Annotated in this window: 18 protein-coding genes; 6 read left to right on the top strand and 12 right to left on the bottom strand. The window is 74.4% G+C overall.

Translation table 11 applies throughout. The features are described from left to right. The 9 genes from H9624_RS07380 to H9624_RS07340 all read right to left on the bottom strand — a co-directional run bounded on the left by H9624_RS07380 (position 1) and on the right by H9624_RS07340 (position 8,167). A complete protein-coding gene (locus H9624_RS07380) occupies positions 1-489 on the bottom strand; it encodes a hypothetical protein (RefSeq protein WP_251839236.1) in 489 nt (162 codons plus the stop codon). Continuing rightward, complete coding sequence (aroD, locus tag H9624_RS07375; RefSeq protein ID WP_251839235.1) at positions 486-1,250, bottom strand: type I 3-dehydroquinate dehydratase; 765 nt, start codon at positions 1,248-1,250, stop codon at positions 486-488. Before aroD ends, H9624_RS07380 begins: the two co-directional genes overlap by 4 nt. An 81-nt stretch (positions 1,251-1,331) precedes the next feature. Beyond that, positions 1,332-2,816 carry a phytoene desaturase family protein gene (locus tag H9624_RS07370; RefSeq protein ID WP_372435123.1) on the bottom strand — a complete coding sequence of 495 codons (1,485 nt, stop codon included), beginning with the start codon at positions 2,814-2,816 and terminating at the stop codon, positions 1,332-1,334. Positions 2,817-2,875: 59 nt separating this feature from the next. After that, on the bottom strand, positions 2,876-3,754 hold the full coding sequence (locus H9624_RS07365) for a hypothetical protein (protein WP_251839234.1): 879 nt from the start codon (positions 3,752-3,754) through the stop codon (positions 2,876-2,878). Next, positions 3,751-4,794 carry a vWA domain-containing protein gene (locus H9624_RS07360; RefSeq protein WP_251839233.1) on the bottom strand — a complete coding sequence of 348 codons (1,044 nt, stop codon included), beginning with the start codon at positions 4,792-4,794 and terminating at the stop codon, positions 3,751-3,753. The genes H9624_RS07365 and H9624_RS07360 overlap by 4 nt, the downstream gene beginning before the upstream one ends. Then, complete coding sequence (locus H9624_RS07355; protein WP_251839289.1) at positions 4,791-5,807, bottom strand: VWA domain-containing protein; 1,017 nt, start codon at positions 5,805-5,807, stop codon at positions 4,791-4,793. The genes H9624_RS07360 and H9624_RS07355 overlap by 4 nt, the downstream gene beginning before the upstream one ends. Continuing rightward, positions 5,807-6,262 (bottom strand): hypothetical protein, encoded by a 456-nt coding sequence (locus H9624_RS07350; protein WP_251839232.1) that lies wholly within the window; start codon positions 6,260-6,262, stop codon positions 5,807-5,809. The genes H9624_RS07355 and H9624_RS07350 overlap by 1 nt, the downstream gene beginning before the upstream one ends. After that, positions 6,249-7,136, bottom strand: coding sequence for a DUF58 domain-containing protein (locus tag H9624_RS07345; protein WP_251839231.1), 888 nt, complete (start codon positions 7,134-7,136; stop codon positions 6,249-6,251). Before H9624_RS07345 ends, H9624_RS07350 begins: the two co-directional genes overlap by 14 nt. Before the next feature lie 8 nt (positions 7,137-7,144). Further along, positions 7,145-8,167 carry an AAA family ATPase gene (locus tag H9624_RS07340; protein WP_251839230.1) on the bottom strand — a complete coding sequence of 341 codons (1,023 nt, stop codon included), beginning with the start codon at positions 8,165-8,167 and terminating at the stop codon, positions 7,145-7,147. 92 nt (positions 8,168-8,259) lie between these two features. Here H9624_RS07340 and H9624_RS07335 point away from each other — a divergent pair, with 92 nt between their 5' ends. Next, a complete protein-coding gene (locus H9624_RS07335; protein WP_251839229.1) occupies positions 8,260-10,281 on the top strand; it encodes a bifunctional copper resistance protein CopD/cytochrome c oxidase assembly protein in 2,022 nt (673 codons plus the stop codon). Between the two features lie 4 nt (positions 10,282-10,285). Here the strand turns inward: H9624_RS07335 and H9624_RS07330 are convergent, their stop codons facing one another. Beyond that, positions 10,286-10,981: an LmeA family phospholipid-binding protein gene (locus tag H9624_RS07330; RefSeq protein ID WP_251839228.1), complete on the bottom strand. Its 696-nt coding sequence runs from the start codon at positions 10,979-10,981 to the stop codon at positions 10,286-10,288. 71 nt (positions 10,982-11,052) lie between these two features. Here H9624_RS07330 and H9624_RS07325 point away from each other — a divergent pair, with 71 nt between their 5' ends. Together H9624_RS07325 and H9624_RS07320 are read left to right on the top strand one after the other, a co-directional pair. Further along, a complete protein-coding gene (locus tag H9624_RS07325; protein ID WP_251839227.1) occupies positions 11,053-11,682 on the top strand; it encodes a UdgX family uracil-DNA binding protein in 630 nt (209 codons plus the stop codon). A gap of 243 nt (positions 11,683-11,925) precedes the next feature. Then, positions 11,926-14,232 carry an amidase gene (locus tag H9624_RS07320; protein WP_251839226.1) on the top strand — a complete coding sequence of 769 codons (2,307 nt, stop codon included), beginning with the start codon at positions 11,926-11,928 and terminating at the stop codon, positions 14,230-14,232. 51 nt (positions 14,233-14,283) lie between these two features. Here the strand turns inward: H9624_RS07320 and H9624_RS07315 are convergent, their stop codons facing one another. Beyond that, complete coding sequence (locus tag H9624_RS07315; protein ID WP_251839225.1) at positions 14,284-14,964, bottom strand: HAD family hydrolase; 681 nt, start codon at positions 14,962-14,964, stop codon at positions 14,284-14,286. A 44-nt stretch (positions 14,965-15,008) separates the two neighbouring features. After that, positions 15,009-15,827 (bottom strand): serine/threonine-protein kinase, encoded by an 819-nt coding sequence (locus H9624_RS07310; RefSeq protein ID WP_251839224.1) that lies wholly within the window; start codon positions 15,825-15,827, stop codon positions 15,009-15,011. A 161-nt stretch (positions 15,828-15,988) separates the two neighbouring features. Between H9624_RS07310 and H9624_RS07305 the strand changes: the two genes are divergently transcribed. Genes H9624_RS07305 through H9624_RS07295 form a run of 3 tightly spaced genes read left to right on the top strand, consistent with a single transcriptional unit; the run spans position 15,989 to position 19,172 of the window. Next, positions 15,989-17,365, top strand: coding sequence for a GntP family permease (locus tag H9624_RS07305; RefSeq protein ID WP_251839288.1), 1,377 nt, complete (start codon positions 15,989-15,991; stop codon positions 17,363-17,365). 8 nt (positions 17,366-17,373) lie between these two features. Beyond that, positions 17,374-18,147 (top strand): SDR family oxidoreductase, encoded by a 774-nt coding sequence (locus tag H9624_RS07300; protein ID WP_251839223.1) that lies wholly within the window; start codon positions 17,374-17,376, stop codon positions 18,145-18,147. Positions 18,148-18,158: 11 nt separating this feature from the next. Continuing rightward, positions 18,159-19,172 (top strand): zinc-binding dehydrogenase, encoded by a 1,014-nt coding sequence (locus H9624_RS07295; RefSeq protein WP_251839222.1) that lies wholly within the window; start codon positions 18,159-18,161, stop codon positions 19,170-19,172. Positions 19,173-19,190 lie beyond the last annotated feature (18 nt).

Below are 19,190 nucleotides of genomic sequence, written 5' to 3'. Positions count from 1 at the left end.
TCACATGCGCCCGCGGCACCACTGCTGCTCCCCGGGCGGGAAACGCTCACCGCAGGTGTCGCCGTACTCCTCGTACTCCGAGCCGACGGGCGACTCGAGGTAGAGGTTGTCGCAGGCCAGCGCGTCCCCGGCCGTGCACGCGTCCCAGAGACGGTCGAGGCCCGGGTCCTCGCCGTAGGCGCGGCCCCCGCCCACGAGCCCGACGAGCGCGGCGACGACGAGGGCGAGCCCGGCGAAGGCGAGCACCGCGAAGACGACGACCGCGACGATCAGCCCCGTCCGGCGGCGCGGGGCGGGCAGCTGGTAGGCGTAGGCGTCCAGGGGCGAGCCGGTGGGCCCCACCGGCGCGGGCTGGTACGGGACGGGGTAGCTGGCCGGGCGGTACGGGTCGGCCGGCGGGCCGTAGCGGACCGCGGGCGGGCCGGAGGGGCCGGCCGGCGGCCTCCAGGGGTCCTGGGGCGCTCCCGTCGGCGGGGGCGGCTGGCTCATCGTGCCGCGTGCTCGTGGACGAGGGCGACGACGTCCCGCAGCCGGGCGACGTCGATCTGTCCGGGCGCGGAGGCCCGGTCGACCGACCCGAAGGTGACGGCGGAGCCGAAGACCTCCCCGCACAGCCGGCTCACCAGGCCCACTGGGCCCATCGCCATCGTCACGACGGGCACGTCGAGCTCCCGGTCCGCCGTGTACGTCGCCTCGAGGAGGGCGATGACGTCGAGCGGGTCCCGCGCCGTCACCGCGATCTTCACGACGTCGGCGCCGGCCGCGGCCATCGCGGCGAGCCGGTCGGCCATCTCCGCGGCGGGCGGGGTGCCGGTGACGTCGTGGCTCGAGACGAGCACGCGCGCGCCGGTCTCCCGGGCGCGGTCGACGAGCCCGGGCAGCACGCTGCCGCGGGCGAGCTCGAGGTCGACGGCGTCCCCCGCGCCGTCGTCGAGGAGCGCCGACACGGCCGCGGCGTACGCGCCGTCGTCGAGGGTGGTCTCACCGCCCTCCTCCGCGCTGCGCACGGTGAGGAGCAGGGGCGTGGCGCCCAGCCGCTCGCGCAGCGCCGCCGGGAGCTCCCGCAGCGGTACGCCGGGACGCGCGGCGAGGAGGTAGTCGGCGCGCCACTCGGCGATGTCGACGCCGGCGGCGGTCACCCGCCCGGCCTCGACGAGGAGCCCCTCGGGGGTCGGCGAGCACAGCGGGGCGGCGACCTTCACGCGCCCCTCGCCCACCGCCACGTCACGCAGCAGCACGACGCCGCTCATCGCCACCCTCTTTCGCTCGGTCCGCAGGAACCCTACCCGCCCGCGCCCGGCGCGGCCGCGGGTGCCCGCGAGCCGCCGTCGTCAGGGGGCGAGGGACGGCACGGCCCGGCCGAAGCGCTGCCGCAGGGCACGGCGGGCGGCGTGCCAGCCGTTCATGCCGTGGACGCCGGGCGCGGGCGGCGCCGAGGACGAGCACAGGTACACGCCGGGGATGCCGAGGGAGTACGGGTCCCAGCGGCCGGTGGGGCCACCGAGGACGCGGCGCATCGTCACGGCGCCACCGGCGATGTCCCCGCCGGCGAGGTTGGCGTTGTGCTCGACCATCCGCGCCGCCGGCACGCTCACGCTGTCGACGACGACGTCCCGGAAGCCGGGCGCGAAGCGCTCGATCTGCCGGGTGATCGCCTCGGTCATGTCGACGTCGGAGCCGGCGGGCACGTGGGCGTAGGTCCACAGCGGCCGCAGCCCGCCCTGCGCACGGCCGGGATCGGCCACGGCGGGGTCGGACAGGAGGACGCTGGGGCGCTCGGGCATGATCCCGCGGGCCACCTTCGTCTCGGCGTCGGTGACCTGCTCGCGGCTGCCGCCGACGTGGACGGTGAAGGCCTCGCCCACCTCGGGGACGGCCCACGGGACGGGTCCGTCGAGGACGAAGTCGACCTTGGCGGCACCGCCGCCGCGCGGGGCCTTGCGCAGGCGGCGGGCGATCTCGGCGGGCATCCTGTCCCCCCAGATGCCGGCGGCCGCGCGGGGCGTCGTGTCGAGGAGATAGGAGCGGGCACGGGGCATGTCGCGCCACGAACGCACGCGCACGTCGGTGCGGACCTCCCCGCCGTGGGCGCGCAGGTCCGCGACGAGCGCGTCGACGATCGCCTGGGAGCCGCCCACGGGGATGCGCCAGCCCACGCCGTGGGCGAGCGTCCCGAGCATGAGCGCGACGCCGGCGGGCGCGAGGTTGGGCAGCGGGGCGATGGCGTGGCCGGCGACGCCGGTGACCATGGCCGGGGCGACGTCGCTGCGGAAGGGCAGGTTCCACAGGTGGGTGCCCTGGGTGAGCACCCGCAGGCCGAAGGCGACGGCGGCGCGCATGCCGCTCACCGAGCGCAGCTCGGGCGGGATGCTGCGCATGTCGCCGAGGGTCGCGCCGACGACGGCCTCCGAGTCGCGCATGAGCGGCGCGAACAGCCGCCGCCACGCCGGGCCGTCGGGCCCCAGGCCGTCGACGGTGCGCTCGAGGTCGCGCCACGCGAGCCCGGCGCGGCCGCCGTCGAGCGGGTGAGCGTAGGACAGCTCGGGGGTGACGAGCTCGACGCCGCGCGACTCGAGGTCGAACTCGGCGAGGAAGGGGCTCGCCGTGGCGAGGGGGTGGACGGCGGAGCAGACGTCGTAGCGCAGCCCGTCCGTCCCCGGCAGGTCGAGGGTGCGCGCCCCGCCGCCGATGGTCGACTCGGCCTCGAGGACGACGACGCCGAGGCCGGCTCGGGCCATCGTCACCGCCGCCGCGAGCCCGTTGGGTCCAGAACCCACGACGACGACGTCGGTCGTCTCCCTCGGTGTCGGCACCACCTCAGTCTGCACCCGGACCCCGCGGTCCTCCACACGTCGGTCGTGCCCGGGCACGGGGACTACCAGTTCTGGCCGCCGCCGAACCCGCCGCCGCCGCGCTCCTGCTGCTCCTGCCGGTCGCGCTCCGCCTCACGGTTGCGCTCCTCGAGCTCGTCGCGGCGGGGGTCGTCGTCCGGCTCGTCGGTGGGGTCCTGCTCCCCCGGGTCGTCGCTCGGCTCGTCGCCGGGGTCGCTCGGCTCGTCGCTGGGCTCGTCGCTCGGGTCCTCGCTGGGCCCGTCGCTCGGCTCGTCGCTCGGGTCCTCGCTCGGCTCGCCCGAGGGCTGGTCCGAGGGCTGCTCCTGCGGCTCCTGCTGGTCCTCGCGGGCCTGCTGCTCCTTGTCCTGCTGACGCTCGGAGCTCTCCTCGTTGTCCTGGGAGCTCGTGCAGGGCGCGATGACCTCCTGCGCCTCGGCGTAGTAGACCTCGGCCATGCCGGGGTCCTCGTCGTCGGTCGCGGCGACGTCCCCCATCGCCTCGATCGCCAGCGACAGGTTGGTCCGCACCCGGCACTCGGGCGACTCCGGGGCCTTGCTGCCCTCGGGTCCACCGGGAAGGGGTCCCGCCTCGGGGACCAGCTCGAGCGCCCTGCGCAGGTCCTCGACCGCGAGGAAGTGCTCCTCGGCCCGGTACTGCGCGGTGCCGCTGTTGAACCACGCCTTCCACTGCTCGGGGAAGCCGGTCCACCGCTGCTGCGCCTGGTACTGCCGCGCCGCCTCCGGGAAGCGCAGCGCGTCGAACTCGCGGGTGCCCAGGGCGGCGCCGAGCACCGTGCCCACGAGCAGGGAGCCGGTGACGAGGAAGGCGAGCACCACCGGGGCGGACCACGCGAGCAGCCGACGGCGCCGGCGCAGGTGGGCGGGCAGCGGCGGGCGCTCGGACTGCGGGACGTCGGCGCTCATGCGGCGCTCCCTCCTCGGCGGGACGCGAAGGGGCGGGGGAAGCGGCGTGCCAGGTACCACGCCTCCCAGGCGAGCAGCGCGGCGAGCACCGCGGCCGCCGGCCAGTAGACGTCCTCGTACACGGACACCTCGCGGCGGCCGTCCTCCGCGGCGATGGTCTCCGCGTCGATCCCGGCCACGAGGCCGGAGACGTCCGTGGGCGCGGTCCGGTGGGTGTAGTCGACGCCGAGCTGCTCGGCCACCCGCCGCAGCTGGGTCTCGTCGATGCGCGAGACGGCGGGCGGGGAGTCGGGCTGGGTCTCGTCGAGGATCCACGGCGCGTCGGTGCCGGGACCGGTCTCCTCGGTGCCGTCGTAGTAGCGCATCTGCCCGCCCTCGGCGGTGCCGTAGCCGAGCACCGCCCCGCCGTCGACGAGCGGGGCCAGCCCCGCGTAGGACTGCGTCTCGCTGTCACCGGTCCCGTCGCCGCGGGTGTTCTCGCCGTCGGACAGGAGGAAGACGAGCCGGACGTTCTCCGGGTTGCGCTCGGCGGCGCCCTCGAGGGCGCTGCTCAGCGCCGGCAGCGGCCGGTCGACGGCGGAGCCCGCCGAGTAGTAGGTGATCTCCTGGACGAGGGTCTCGGCCCACGTGCTCACCGCCCGGGCGTCGGTGGTGAGCGGCAGCTGGCGGGCGGCCTGGGAGTCGAAGGTGATGACCGAGTACCGCGAGCCGGGCATCGCCTCGACGAGCGCCTCGACGTCGTGCCGCACACCGTCCAGCCGGGGGCGTCCGCCGTCGTAGTCCTCCGCCGCCATCGACCCGGTGCGGTCGACGACGAAGAACAGCTCGACGTTCGTGGCGACCGTCGTCGTCGTGCTCGGCACGGCCGGGCCCAGCGCGATCGCCGCGAGCGCGAGGACCATGCCCCCGCGGCGCAGCCACGCGGCGAAGGAGCCGTCCTCGGTCCGGCGGGCCCGCACGGCGGCGAGCACGCAGACGATGACGAGCGGCAGGAAGACGAGGGCGATGACCCACAGCGGCCACACGAGTCGCAGGATCATGACCGCAGCCTCCACGCGGCGAGGACGAGCGCGGCGACGCCGGCGACGGCGATCCACAGGACGGTCTCGGGACGGTCGGTGATGACGACCTCCGGCTCTGCCTCCAGCTCCACGGCCTGCTGGGAGGCGATGTCCGCGATGATCGCGTCGACGGCGCCGGGGTCGTCGGCGTTGTAGACGAGCCCGCCGTGGCCGGTGATCGCCTGCCGGTAGGCCTCCTCGTTCTCCGGGGAGTAGGACTCGTCGGAGGAGGCGAATAGGCCGTAGAGCCGGATGTCGCGCTCGGCGGCGAGGTCGGCGGCCTCCTGGAGGCCGTAGATCGGCTCGCCGAGCACCTGGTTGTCGGTCGCGATGATGATCGAGCGGGAGCGCTCGGTGTCCGTCTCGTCGAAGGCGTAGGCGCAGGTGGCCAGGCCGTCCCCGACGAGCGAGGAGGAGTTGGGGTCCAGCGACATCGTCCCGGCGACGAACTCCTCGAGCCGGTCCAGCGCCTCGGGGGCGTGGACGAGGGCGTCGAGGTCGAAGTCGAGGGCGGTGGCCGCGGCGTCGAGCTCGTCGGTGACGAGCGCGTAGTCGTCGGTGAGCGGGAAGACCGTGCGGGAGGTGGAGTTCCACACCGACAGCGCGATGCGCTCGCCGTCGAAGCTCTCGACCATCTCCGAGAAGGTCTGGACGATCTCGGTGTCGAACTCGATCATCGAGCCGGACACGTCCAGGCACAGGACGATGTCACGGGTCGCGAGGACCTCCGCGCGCACGTCCCGCTCCGCCGGACGCGCGAGCAGCAGCGCGGAGCCGAGGGCCGCGACGATCGCGAAGACGCCCACCCCGCCCAGGGCCACCTGGTACAGCCGCATGCGCCGGCGGTAGGTGGGCAGGCGGCGCAGGTAGGCGGTGTTGGCCACCCACCTCACCGACCGCGTCTCGCGGGAGGTCCGCGGCCGGAACCAGCCGAGGACGGCCGCGAGGACGACGAGCCCGAGGACCACGGGGATGAGCCACGCCATGAGCATCACCACCGGCGGATCACCTCCCGGGCACGCTGCACGGCCGTGTCGGCCTCCGCGTCGCTGCGCCGCGCGAAGGACGGCTCCTCCCACAGGTGGAGGAGGTCCCCGAGCTGCGTCGTCGGGTCGTGATCGGCGATCTCCCCGGCAGTCCACGAGCGCACGTCGCGCCCGATCCGCTCGGAGGCGAAGGAGCGCATGATGCGCGCGAGGTCCAGGTGGAGGCCGCGCACGTCGCGCTCCCCGCTGCGGTAGGCGGCGAGCGCCGCCTCGACGTCCTGCTCGAAGCGCGCGCGGCCGTCCGGGCTCAGCGGCCCGGGCTCGCGGGGGCGGTCCGGACGGCGGGTGGAGAGCAGGACGAAGGCGTACCAGGCGACGACGGCGAGCAGCAGCACGCCGCCGAGGACCGGCACCCACGTCGAGTAGGACTCGGGGGGCAGGAGGGACTCAGCTCCGGACACGTCGCTGCCTCCGGAACAGGTCGAGGAGGGCGTCGACGACGTCGTCGGAGCTGGCGGCGACGACGTGCTCGACGCCGCGGCGCCGCAGCATGTCGCGCACCCGCTTCTTGCGGTTGGCGACGGCGGTGGTCGCCGCGGCGTGCAGGCGACGGTCGCGCTGGAGGAAGGGCGGCAGGACGAGCCCGCCCTCGACGTCGGCCACGGGACCGAGGCCCGGCGTCGTCGGCACGGCGTCGGCCACCGAGATGACCATGACGTCGTGGCGGGTGCGCAGCCGGCGCAGCGCCTCCTCGTCGCTGAGCGCGGGCCGCGCCTCGTCGGTGATGAGGACGACGAGCGTGCGGCGGGTGGCCGAGGTGAGGATCCGGTCGAGGACGCGGGAGAGGTCCGAGACGGGCGCGTCGCGGGTGAGCTCGCGCTCGAGGAGGCGCAGGAGCATCTCCATGTGGCCGGTGCCGCCGCGGGCGGGGACCTGGGTGATCCGGCGCGAGTCCCCCGCCACCAGGCCGACGAGGTCGCCGCGCGAGCGCGCGAGGTAGGCGACGACGTCGGCGGCGAAGAGGGCGATCTCGGACTTGCGCTCCCCGCTCGGGGCGGTGGCCGCCATCGAGCGGCCGGTGTCCACGGCGAGCACCATCGCGAGGTTCGACTCGTGGACGAAGCGGCGGATGACCGGGTGCCCGGTACGGGCGGAGGCCTTCCAGTCGATGTCGCCGACGTCGTCGCCCGGGTGGTACTCGACCATGTCGTCGAAGTCCTGCCCGTGCCCGGTGAAGATCGAGCGGTGGTGCCCGTCGAGCAGGCCGGAGGCACGCCGGACCGTGGGAAGGTCCAGGCGCGCGCGGACCTTCGCCAGGCGGGAGGCGCTCGACATCCGCAGGCCTACGGGGCGGGGACGGCGGCGAAGACGGCGTCGATGAGCGCCTCGGGGGCGACGTTGTTCGCCAGGGCGTCGTAGGTGCGCACGAGCCGGTGGCGCAGGACGCTGTGGCTCAGCGCCTTGACGTCGTCGGGCACGACGTAGGTGCGGCCCTGCTGGAGCGCGTGGGCCTGCGCCACCCGCATGAGCGCGATCGCGCCACGCGGGCTGGCACCCACCCGCACGTGCTGGGAGAACTTCGGCAGCGGGCGCGGGCCGCCGCCGCGCGTGGTGTTGACGATCGCGACGATGTACTGCTTGATCGACGCGTCGACGTACACCTGGGCGGCGAGGCGCTGGAGGAGGACGACGTCGTCCAGGCCGATCGGGTCGCTGCGCAGCGGCGCCTCGAAGGAGCCGGAGCTGATGCCGTCGAGGACGCTGATCTCCTCGGTGGGCGTGGGGTAGGTGAGGACCTCCTTGACGAGGAACCGGTCCATCTGGGCCTCGGGCAGCACGTAGGTGCCCTCCTCCTCGATGGGGTTCTGCGTCGCCAGCACCATGAAGGGCGAGGGCAGCGGGAAGACCTCACCGCCGATGGAGGTCTGCTTCTCCTGCATCGCCTCGAGCATCGCCGACTGCGTCTTGGCGCTGGAGCGGTTGATCTCGTCGAGGAGCACGAGGTTGGCGTGGACCGGCCCCAGCTGGGTGCTGAACTGGCCGGTCGCGTAGTTGAAGATCTGCGTGCCGACGATGTCGTTGGGCATGAGGTCCGGCGTGCACTGGATCCGGTGGAAGGTGCCGGAGACCGAGGAGGCCAGCGTCTGGGCCGCCGTCGTCTTCGCCAGCCCGGGGACCGACTCGAGGAGGATGTGCCCGCCGGCGAGCAGCGTGGACACGAGCGCCGTGCGCAGCGCCTCCTGGCCGATCACCCGCTGGCCGAAGATGGCGTTGACCCGCCCGAGCAGCTCCGCGGAGCGCTGGAGGTCGCCGTGCTCGATCGTGGCCGTGCTGGGCGCCAGCCCCGCGCCGCTCGGTGTCGTCATCGTTCCCCTGTCCTGGGGGCGGCTGCTGCCGCCCGGTTCGCGCCGTGTACCCGCGCGAGTATGCCACCCGAGCCTGGATCTACCCTGGAGAGGTGACCACGCCCGCTCCCGCCTCCCGCCACCGCCCGGCCCTCGCCCTCGTCGGGGCCGCCGTCGCGGCGCTGGTGCTCGCGGTCGCCGGGCTCGTGTTCTCCGGAGCGGCCGAGGCCTCCGCCGTGCTCGACCCGGGTGCCGTCGTCCGCTGGGGCGTGCCGCTCGTCACCGTGGTCGCCGACGGCGCCGCCGCCGTGACGATCGGCGCGCTCGCCATGTGCGCCCTCGTCCTGCCGTACGCCGGACGTGGGGACGAGCGGCGCCGCCCGCGGGTCGCCGTCGACGGCGCGGCGTGGTCGCTGGCGGCCCGGGCCGCCGCCGTCGCCGCGGTCGTGTGGACGCTGGCGAGCGTCGTGCGCATCGTCCTGTCCTACGCGCGCACCTCCGGGCGCGGCCTCGGCGAGCCGACCTTCGGCGCCGAGCTCGCCCAGTTCGTCACCGACATCCCCGTGGGGCGGGCCTACCTCGTCGCCACGCTCATGACCGCCGTGCTCGCCACCGTCTGCGTGGCCGTCTCGACGCCCACGGCGGCCGCCCTGGCCGGCGTCCTCGCCCTCGCCGCCGTCATCCCCATCGCCCTCACCGGCCACGCCGCCGGCGCCGAGGGTCACAACCTCGCCGTCTCGGCGATGTGGCTGCACATCGGCGCGATCAGCGTGTGGGCCGGCGGACTGGCGGTGCTGTGCCTCGTCGCCCGGCGGCTGGGCACCGACCGCGGGCCCGCCGTGCGGCGCTTCTCCACGCTCGCCGGCTGGAGCTTCGCGCTCGTCGGCATCTCGGGCCTCGTCAACGGCGGCGTGCGCGTGGGCAGCCTCGAGGACCTCGTGACCACCGACTACGGGCTGCTGCTCCTGGCCAAGACCGTGATGTTCGTCGTCCTCGGGCTCATCGGCTGGGTGCACCGTCGCGCCACCGTGCCGGCGGCCACGGACCGCCCCGGTGCGTTCTGGCGGCTCGCGGCCGGCGAGGTCGTCCTCATGGGCGCCGTCATCGGTGTCTCCGTGGCGCTCGGCTCCTCGGCCCCGCCCGTCCCGCAGGACCCGGTCAGCCGCCCGAGCCCGACGCAGGAGATCACCGGCTACCCCGCTCCCCCGGAGCCCAGCGCCCTCGCGTGGTTCACGGAGTGGCGCCCCGACGTGCTCTTCGGGCTCCTCGCCCTCGCCGGCATCGGCGTCTACCTCGCCTGGGTGTACCGGCTGCGCCGCCGCGGGGACCACTGGTCCCTGCCGCGCACGGCGTCGTGGGTGGTGGGTCTCGTGCTCTTCGCGTGGGTGACGTCCGGCGGCCCGTCGGTCTACGGCGTCGTCATGTTCAGCGCCCACATGATCCAGCACATGCTGCTCGCGATGGTCGTGCCGATCTTCCTCGTCGTCGGCGCGCCGATCACCCTCGCGGTGCGTGCGCTGCCGGCACGCGACGACGGCTCGCGCGGCCCGCGCGAGTGGCTGCTCGCGACCGTCCACTCCCGCTGGGCACGCTTCTTCGCCCACCCGGGCACCGCGGCGGTGAACTTCGCCGGCTCGATGATCGTCTTCTACTACTCACCGCTCTTCGAGCTGGCGCTGAGCACCCACGTGGGCCACATCGTCATGGTCGTCCACTTCACCGCGGCCGGGTACATGTTCGCAGGCGCCCTCATCGGCGTGGACCCGGGCCCCAGCCGCCCCCGCTACCCGATGCGGCTGCTCCTGCTCTTCGCGACGATGGCCTTCCACGCCTTCTTCGGCGTCTCGGTCATGCAGGCCACCACTCTCTTCGCCGGGGACCACTTCGGCCGCCTCGGGCTGCCCTGGGGCGTGGACGCGCTCGCCGACCAGGAGGCCGGCGGGGCGATCGCGTGGGGGATCGGCGAGCTGCCCACCCTCGCCCTCGCCGTCGCCGTCGCGATCGCGTGGGCCCGCGACGAGGACCGCGTCACCCGCCGTACCGACCGCCAGGCCGACCGCGACGACGACGCCGCGCTGGCGGAGTACAACGCCCAGCTCGCGCGGATGGCCGAGCGGGACGGCGCCGCCCGCTGAGGTCCTAGCCGACCCACTCGCCGAGCTCGACGTCACTGCCCTGGAGGCGCAGCTCGACCGCGTCCCGGCCGACTGCCAGGCGCGTGGGGACCAGACCCTCGGGCAGGCCCGGGATCTCGACGCGCACGTCGCCGAGGAGGTCCTCGACGACTCCGACGAGCTCCCGGGGGACGGTGCCGCCGCCGACCGACACCTCCCCGAGCTCGACGCCGATCGCACCGTCGACGAGGACGGGCTCGAGGACGACGGCGAGCTCGAGGCCGGCCACCTCGACGCCCAGCTGGACGAGGCCGTTCGCGACGTCGACGCGCAGCGGGTCGCCGGGCAGGTCGACGGCGCCCGCGAGCGCCACCTGCAGGGTGGCGGCAGGGATCTCGGCGTTGATCTCGACGGTCTCGGCCGGGTAGGGCTCCTCCGGTGCGACACCACGCAGGGCGACGCGGACGTCGTGCAGCTCGAAGTCCTCGAGGACGAGCGTCGAGGCGGTCCCGCGGACCTCGGAGAGCCGCCCTGCCAGCACCTGGGTGAGGAAGGGGAAGCCGTCGATCTCGACCTCGGCGTCCTGGGCGAGCGTGAGCTCCTCGCGCGCCTCCGCGAGGAGCCGGTCCTCGGTGCGGGCCACGGCCACGCGGTCGACCACCGTGCCGGCGACCGCGAGCACGACGAGCAGGACGAGGACCACGGAGGCGAGGCGGCGCATGGGACAACCGTACGGGCGCCGCAGGGTGGGGCCGGCGCGCGGCGCGGCACGCCGCTGCCTACGGTGAGCCCATGGCCGTGCAGCGACCCGGCGCCCAGGAGTGGGTGCCCTCGGACGGTGACGTCGGCGCCCTGCGCGCGGCGGCGCCCGGCTGCCGGGGCTGCGAGCTGTGGGCCGGTGCCACCCAGGTGGTCTTCTCCGCGGGGGACGCCGGGGCCCGGCTCATGCTCGTCGGCGAGCAGCCGGGCGACCGGGAGGACCGGGAGGGCGAGCCCTTCGTCGGGCCGGCCGGGCGGGTGCTCGCCGACGCCCTCGAGGCGGCGGGCATCGACCGCGCGGACGTCTACCTCACCAACGCCGTCAAGCACTTCCGCTTCGAGGACCGCGGCAAGCGCCGGATCCACAAGAAGCCGGGGGTCGCGCACGTCGAGGCGTGCCAGCCGTGGCTGGCGGCCGAGCGCGCGGCGGTGCGCCCCGCCGTCGTCGTCTGCCTGGGTGCCACCGCGGCCCGCGCGGTCCTCGGCCGCGAGGTGCGGATCGGGGACGTGCGCGGTGAGGTCCTGGGCGAGGAGGACCCGCCCGTGCTCGTGACGACGCACCCCTCGGCGCTGCTGCGCCTGCGCGGGCGCGGCGGCTGGGACGAGGCCTTCGCCGAGCTGGTCGCGGACCTGCGCACCGCCCACGCGGCCGCGAAAGGCTGACGGCCCCGCCCCGCCCCGACCCGCCCCGGCGGACAAGGTGTGGACTTCGCGCCCTCTGAGGTCGCAAAGTCCACACCTAGCGGAGGCGTTCCGCCCCCGACGCACGGGCGGACCATGACGAGGTAAAGGCCACGAAACAGATGTGTGACGTCCCGGTAATGCCCCGTCCGTAACGTCCGGACTCCGGACCGTCCGGAGACTCAGGGGGTAGGACCTATGCATCACCCACGCAGGACGACGACCATGCGGCTCGCGGTCGCGGCGCTCATCCCGGCGGTGGCGCTCACGCTCGTCGCCGTCCCGGCGAGCGCCGCGGAGGAGGCCGACGAGAGCCTCGTGACGGAGGCGACGATCGCCTCCATCCACGAGGCCTTCGCCGAGGGCGACATGTCGTGCACCGACCTCGTGCAGGCCTACATCGACCGCATCGAGACCTACGACGCCGAGACGACCAACTCCGTCCAGGTCGTCAACGACGAGGCGCTCGCCACGGCTGCCGAGCTGGACGCCGCGTACGCCGAGGACGGGCTGAGCGGCCCGCTCCACTGCGTCCCGGTCCTCGTCAAGGACCAGGTGGAGACCGCCGACATGCCGACGACGTACGGGTCCGCGATCTTCTCCGGCTTCGAGTCGGGCCGCGACGCCACGATCGTCACCCGGATGCGGGACGCGGGCGCCGTCATCCTCGCCAAGACGAACATGGGCGAGTACGCGAGCGGCTGGGCCGGCTCGTCCTTCGGCGTGTGCCGCAACCCCTACGACCTCACCCGCGCGGCAAGCAGCTCCTCGTGCGGCACCGGCGCGGCGGTGGCCGCGAACTTCGGGGCCGTCGGGATCGCGGAGGACACCGGAGGCTCCACGCGTGGGCCGGCCGCCTGGAACAACGCCGTCGGCCTGCGCCCGACGACCCCGCTCATCAGCCGCTACGGGATGATGCCGGCCAACCCCAGCTACGACACCCTCGGGCCGCTGACCCGGACGGTGGAGGACGCCGCGATCGTCACGAGCGTCATCGCCGGGCCGGACGCCAACGACCCGCTGACCGCACAGGCGGACGGCCACGTCGCCGAGGACTACGCCGCGGACCTGCGGACCGAGGCCCTCGAGGGCAAGCGCATCGGCGTCATCCGGGAGCCGCAGTCCGGTGACACCGACATCACCGCCCCCGACTACGCCCGCGTCCAGGCCGTCGTCGACGCGGCCTACACCGACATGGAGCACCTGGGCGCCGAGATCGTCGAGGTCGAGGTGCCCGACCTGCGCGCCCTGCTCGCCGCGTACTCGACGGGCGGTGCCGAGACCGAGGCCGCGACCAACGCCTACCTCGCCACGCTCGCCGAGATCGCCGACCCGCCGGTCTCGACCTTCGAGGAGATCGCCACCTCCCCGCTCGTCACCCCGACCCGGCAGGCGAGCCTCCGCGCGCTCCTCGGCCGGACCACCGAGGACCCCGACTACATCGAGGGCGAGCAGATGCGCCAGCAGCTGCGTGACGCCGTCACCGCCGTCATGGAGGACAACGAGCTCGACGCGCTCGCCTACGCCACCTTCGACCACGAGCCGCCCGTCATCCCGGCCGACCAGCTGACCAACCCCGGCGCGATGGCCGGTGTCCGCCAGGGCAGCAACCGCAGCCTGGCGCCGGTCACCGGCTTCCCGGCGCTCGCGGTCCCCGCCGGCTTCACCACCGCCGGCCTGCCGGTCGGCATCGACCTCCTCGGCCTGCCGTGGTCGGAGAAGTCCCTCTTCGAGCTGGCCTACGCCTACGAGCAGGGCACCGGGCACCGCGTCGCACCCGCGGACTTCCCCGCGCTCCCGGGCGAGCCCACCCCCGTCCCCGAGCCGCAGCCCGAGCCGAGCCGCTCGCCCGTCTTCCACCTCAGCAACGACTGGCGCGGCACCACGGCCGTGTCCTTCCCCTACGGCCGGAGCACCGACGAGGTCCTCATCGGCGACTGGGACGGGGACGGCAAGGACTCCGTCACGGTGCGCCGCGGGAACCGGTTCCACGTCTCCAACGCCCCGCGCGGCGGGGACGCCGACGTCGTCCTCACCTACGGGCGACCCGGGGACGTCGTCCTCGTCGGGGACTGGGACGGGGACGGCACGGACACCTTCGCGGTCCGCCGCGGGGCGACCTACCACGTGAAGAGCTCCCTGCGGGGCGGGGACGCCGACTCGGTGTTCCGCTACGGCCGGGAGGCCGACACGGTGCTCGTGGGTGACTGGGACGGCAACGGGACGGACACCTTCGCGGTGCGCCGGGCCGCGACCTACCACGTGAAGAACTCCCTGCGTGGCGGGGACGCCGACACGGTCCTCACCTACGGCCGCGCCAGCGACGTCACCCTCGCGGGTGACTGGGACGGCAACGGGACCGACACCTTCGCCGTCCAGCGCGGGCGGACCTTCCACGTCACCAACACGCTGCGGGGCGGCGCGGCCGAGACCGCGGTGACCTTCGGTCGCGAGGGCGACGAGGTGCACGTCGGTGACTGGGACGGCAACGGGACCGACACCCTCGGCATCCGCCGGACGTCCACCAGCTGACGTCCACCGGACGGGGGCCCGCAGCCGGTCGGCTGCGGGCCTTCGTCCGGCTCAGCCCTCCCAGGCGTGACGCAGGGGGGAGGAGTCGAGGTCCTCGAGGATCGCGGCGACCGAGCGGTAGACCGCCACGGCCCCGGCCTCGCGCAGCTCGGCCTCGCTCACCCCGCCGGTGAGCACGCCGACGCAGGGCACGCCCGCCCGGGCGGCGGCCTCGACGTCCCACACCGTGTCGCCGACGAAGATCGCGCGCTCGGCGGGGACGTCCACGGCGCCGAGCGCCTTCTGGACGAGGTCCGGGTCGGGCTTGGCCTCCTCGACGTCCTGGGCGGAGGTGATGGCGTCGACGTCGTCGGAGATCTCGAGGAGCCGCTCGAGGATCTCCAGCTCCGCGGGGGCGGCGGAGGTGGCGAGGACGACCTTCGCGCCGCGCTCCTTGAGCGCGGCGACGAGCTCGACGACGCCCTCGAAGCGGTGCACCTCGTCCGCGGCCTGCGCGTAGTACTCGGTGTGCTTCTCCTTGGCGGCCTCCCCCAGCTCCTCGACGCGGTCGCCGAGCAGCTCGGCGAGGAGCAGCTCCCCGCCCATGCCGATGGACCGGTGGATGCGCCACGCGTCGACCGGGTGGCCGACCTCGCGGAAGGCCCGCGCCCAGGTGAAGGTGTGGACGTAGTTGGAGTCGGCCAGGGTCCCGTCGATGTCGAGCAGGACGGCACCGGGTGCGTCAGTAGGCATGGACCCGTTGGTACCCCAGCCACGGGCCCGGCGCATCCGCTCGGTTACTCCTCGGCCTCGTCGGCGGCGTCCAGGCGCGTGCTCATGTCGCTGTACCAGGCGAGGGCGTCCATGCCCTCCAGCCCCAGCTCGGCGGCGACGGCGAGGAGCACCTGCTCCCGCTCGGCCTCGAGCGCGTCACCGAGGGTGACGTCGGGCGCGGCGAGCGCCTGCTGCAGCCGCCGGGTGAACCACTCGGCCACCTCCACGGCGACCGGCGAGGCGTGCTGCGTGGCCATGTGCTCGCCCTCGACGAGCACGAGCTCGACCGCCTGCACGGCCCGGCGCATGAGCTCATAGTCCTCCAGCCGGGCGCGCAGGTCCTCCGACACCTCCTGCAGCGCCCGCGCGCGGCTCTCCGCGCGGACGTGGTCGAGCAGGCCGGCGAGGTCCCCCTCCGGCGGCAGGCCCAGCCGCAGCTGCGCGCGGCGCACCTCCCCCAGGCCGGGGATCGCGGCGACGGCGGCGTCGAACACCGGCACCACGGCCTCGACGGCGGCGCGGGCACGCGTGAGGTAGACCTCCCGGACCCCCTCGGTCAGCCGGTCCCACGTGTCGCTGCCGGCCGCCTCCCGCAGGGCGAGGCGCCGCGCGGCCTCGGGGACGGCCTGCTCGACGACGTCGGCGAGAAGGACGGCGGGGTCGTCGGTGCGGTCCTCGCGCGGCTCGGCCGCGAGCTCGGCGCGCAGCCGGTCGCGCTCCTCGCGCAGCCAGTGGATCTGGCGCTGCGCCGCGGACAGGGCGCGCGCCAGCTCGACCTCGACCGAGCCTGCCGGCTCGGCGAGGAGCTCCTCCGGCTCCGGTACGCCGTCGTCGACCGCCACGACCCCACGCTAGCGGGGACGGGCTCGCGGCCCGCACGGGTGGAGCGGCGAGTCGTCTCCCCCTGGGCCTGCTGCGCCGGTCACCGATACTGTGCGAGGCAGCGTCGACGGCGCTGCCCCGGCGGGGGAGCCGGGGTCACGACTCCGAGGGGGCTCCCGTGATCGAAGGTTGGACTCAGACATTGGGGGCCGGGCCGCTGCTGCTCATCGCAGCCGGCGCGATCGCCCTCATCCTCGTCCTCGTCATCGTCTTCAAGCTGCACGCGTTCCTCACGCTCATCCTCGTCTCGCTGCTGACGGCGTTCGTCACGGGGATCCCGGCGGGTGAGATCGTGCCGGCGCTCGTCACGAGCTTCGGCGGCACCCTGGGCAACGTCGCCCTCCTCATCGCGCTGGGGGCGATGCTCGGCAAGCTCATCGAGCACAGCGGGGGCGCCCGGGTGCTCTCCGAGAGAATGGTGAGCATCTTCGGCGAGAAGCGGGCCCCGCTGGGGCTGGGCATCGCGTCCCTCGCGTTCGGCTTCCCGATCTTCTTCGACGCCGGCCTCATCGTCATGCTGCCGATCATCTTCGCCGTGGCCCGCCGGCTCGGGAACAACGTGCTGCTCTACGGCATCCCGGCCGCGACGGCCTTCTCCGTCATGCACGTCTTCGTGCCCCCGCACCCCGGCCCGGTGGCCGCCTCCGAGCTCTACGGCGCCGACGTCGGCCTCGTGCTCATCGTCGCCATCGTGCTCGCCTTCCCGGTCTGGTACCTCTCCGGCTACCTCTGGGGCACCTTCGTCGGCAAGCGGTTCATCCTGCCCGTGCCCGCGCTGTTCGGGTCCACCGACGACGACGAGCAGGTCAACCCGCCCAGCGTCGCGACCGTCGTCGGGATCCTGCTCCTCCCGCTCGTCCTCATCTTCCTCAACACCGGCCTGGACTTCCTCGGCACCGCCGGCGTCGTCGACGAGTCCGAGACCTGGGTCCAGCTGCTCTCCGCGATCGGCACCGCGCCCGTGGCCCTGCTCATCGCCGTGCTCGTCGCCCTCCTCGTGCTCGGTCACCGCCGCGGCGAGAACGGCACCGCGCTGGAGAAGATCGTCGACTCGGCCCTCGGCCCGGTCGCCTCGGTCATCCTCATCACCGGTGCCGGCGGCATGTTCGGCGGGATCCTGCGCCTGTCCGGCATCGGCGACGCGCTCGCCGACGTCCTGGGGGACACCGGCGTGCCGGTCATCCTCGCCGTCTGGCTCATCGCCGTCGTCCTGCGTGTGGCGCAGGGCTCGGCGACCGTCGCCCTCGTGACGGCCGCCGGCCTCATGGCACCCGCCGTCGCCGCCGGCGGCTTCAGCGACATGCAGATCGTCGCGATCACGCTCGCGACGGCGGCCGGCTCGGTCTTCGCCAGCCACGTCAACGACTCCGGGTTCTGGCTCGTCGGCCGGCTCATGGGGATGGACGTCAAGACGACCCTCAAGACGTGGACGGTCCAGCAGACCCTCCAGTCCGTCGTCGGCTTCCTCTTCGCCCTCGCCGTCTTCGCGATCTTCTAGGAGCCGGCGTGTCCAGCCCACTGTTCGACATCACCGGCCGGCTCGCGCTCGTCACCGGCTCCTCCCGCGGCCTGGGCCTCGCGCTGGCCACTGGTCTGGCCCGGCACGGGGCCCGGGTGGTCCTCCACGGACGCAACCGGGAGGCGCTCGCCCGCGCCCGCGAGCAGGTCGCCGCTGCGGGGGACGGCGCGGAGGTCCCCGCCGTCAGCTTCGACGTCACCGACGCCGCAGCGGTGCGCGACGGCGTCACGGCGCTGGTGGCCGAGCAGGGGGTGCCGGACATCCTCGTCAACAACGCCGGCATCCAGCGGCGCGCGCCGTTCAACGACTTCGACCCGCGCGACTGGGACGACGTCGTCGCCGCCAACCTCAGCAGCGCCTTCTACGTCTCCCAGCAGGTCACCCGCGGGATGGCCGAGCGGGGCTCGGGCAAGGTCGTCAACATCGGCTCCGTCCAGTCCCAGCTCGCCCGGCAGACCATCGCGCCCTACTCGGCGACGAAGGGCGGGCTCGTCATGCTCACCAAGGGCATGGCGGCCGACCTCGCCCGCTTCAACATCCAGGTCAACGCCATCTCCCCCGGCTACTTCGCCACCGAGATGAACCGGGCGCTCGTCGAGGACGAGGACTTCACCCGCTGGGTGGTCGACCGCACGCCGGCCCGCCGCTGGGGCCGGGTCGAGGAGCTCGTCGGCACGCTCGTCTACCTGTGCTCGGACGCCGCGAGCTTCGTCTCGGGCCAGAACGTCTTCGTCGACGGCGGCATGACCGCCGTCGTCTAGGAGGGAGCCTCGTGCGCGCGATCGTCATCAGGGGAAGGGAGGACCTCGAGCTCGTCGAGGTGCCCACGCCCGAGCCCGGTCCCGGGCAGGTCCGCCTGCGGATGGCCTACGCCGGCATCTGCGGCTCGGACCTCCACTACTACTACGACGGCGCGAACGGGGCCTTCGTCGTGCGCGAGCCCCTCGTGCCGGGCCACGAGGTCTCCGGGACGGTGGACCTCGACCCCGCCGGGGAGCTCGCCCCGGGCACCCCGGTGACCGTCCACCCCGCCACGTTCGGCGAGGTACGGCCCGGCGTGGAGGACCGCCCGCACCTGTGGCCGGGCGGCGCGTACCTCGGCAGTGCCTCGACCTGGCCGCACACGCAGGGCGGGATGAGCGAGTACCTCCTCGTCGACCGGTCGATGCTGCGGGTCCTGCCCGCGTCGCTGCCCCTGCGGCGCGCCGCCCTCGCCGAGCCGCTCGCCGTCGGGATGCACGGGGTCGCGCTGGCCGGCGGTGTCACGGGCAGGCGGGTCCTCGTCACCGGTGCCGGGCCCATCGGGCTGCTCACCGCTGCCGCCGCCCTCAGCGGGGGCGCCGCCGATGTGACGGCCACCGACGTGCTGCCCGGACCGCTCGGGCGTGCCCGGGCCCTCGGCGTGCACGCCACCGTCGACGTGAGCCGGGAGGAGGTGCCGGCGGAGGCCTACGACGTCGTCCTCGAGTGCTCGGGCGTCCCGGCGTCGATCAACGCCGCCTTCCGCGCGGCCCGCCGGGCCGGGGTGCACGTCCAGCTGGGGATGGTGCCGGACGAGCCGAAGGGCCTCAACCTCGCGCCCGTCATCTCCAAGGAGCTCACCGTCCACGGCTCCTTCCGCTTCCGGGACGAGATCGACGCCGCGGTCGCGCTCCTCGACGCGCAGCCCGGCATCGAGCAGGTCGTCACCCACGAGCTGCCCGCCGACCAGGCGCTGGAGGCCTTCGCCGTCGCCCGCGACTCCGAGGCCTCCGGCAAGGTGCTCGTCTCCCTGTGGCCCGAGTAGCGCGCGGGGTGGCACGGG

Origin of the sequence: Oceanitalea stevensii, assembly GCF_014837105.1 — a bacterium.
GTDB lineage: Bacteria > Actinomycetota > Actinomycetes > Actinomycetales > Actinomycetaceae > Oceanitalea > Oceanitalea stevensii.
Note: the sequence above shows the minus strand (reverse complement) of the source record. Positions and strands in the feature narration are given on the sequence as shown.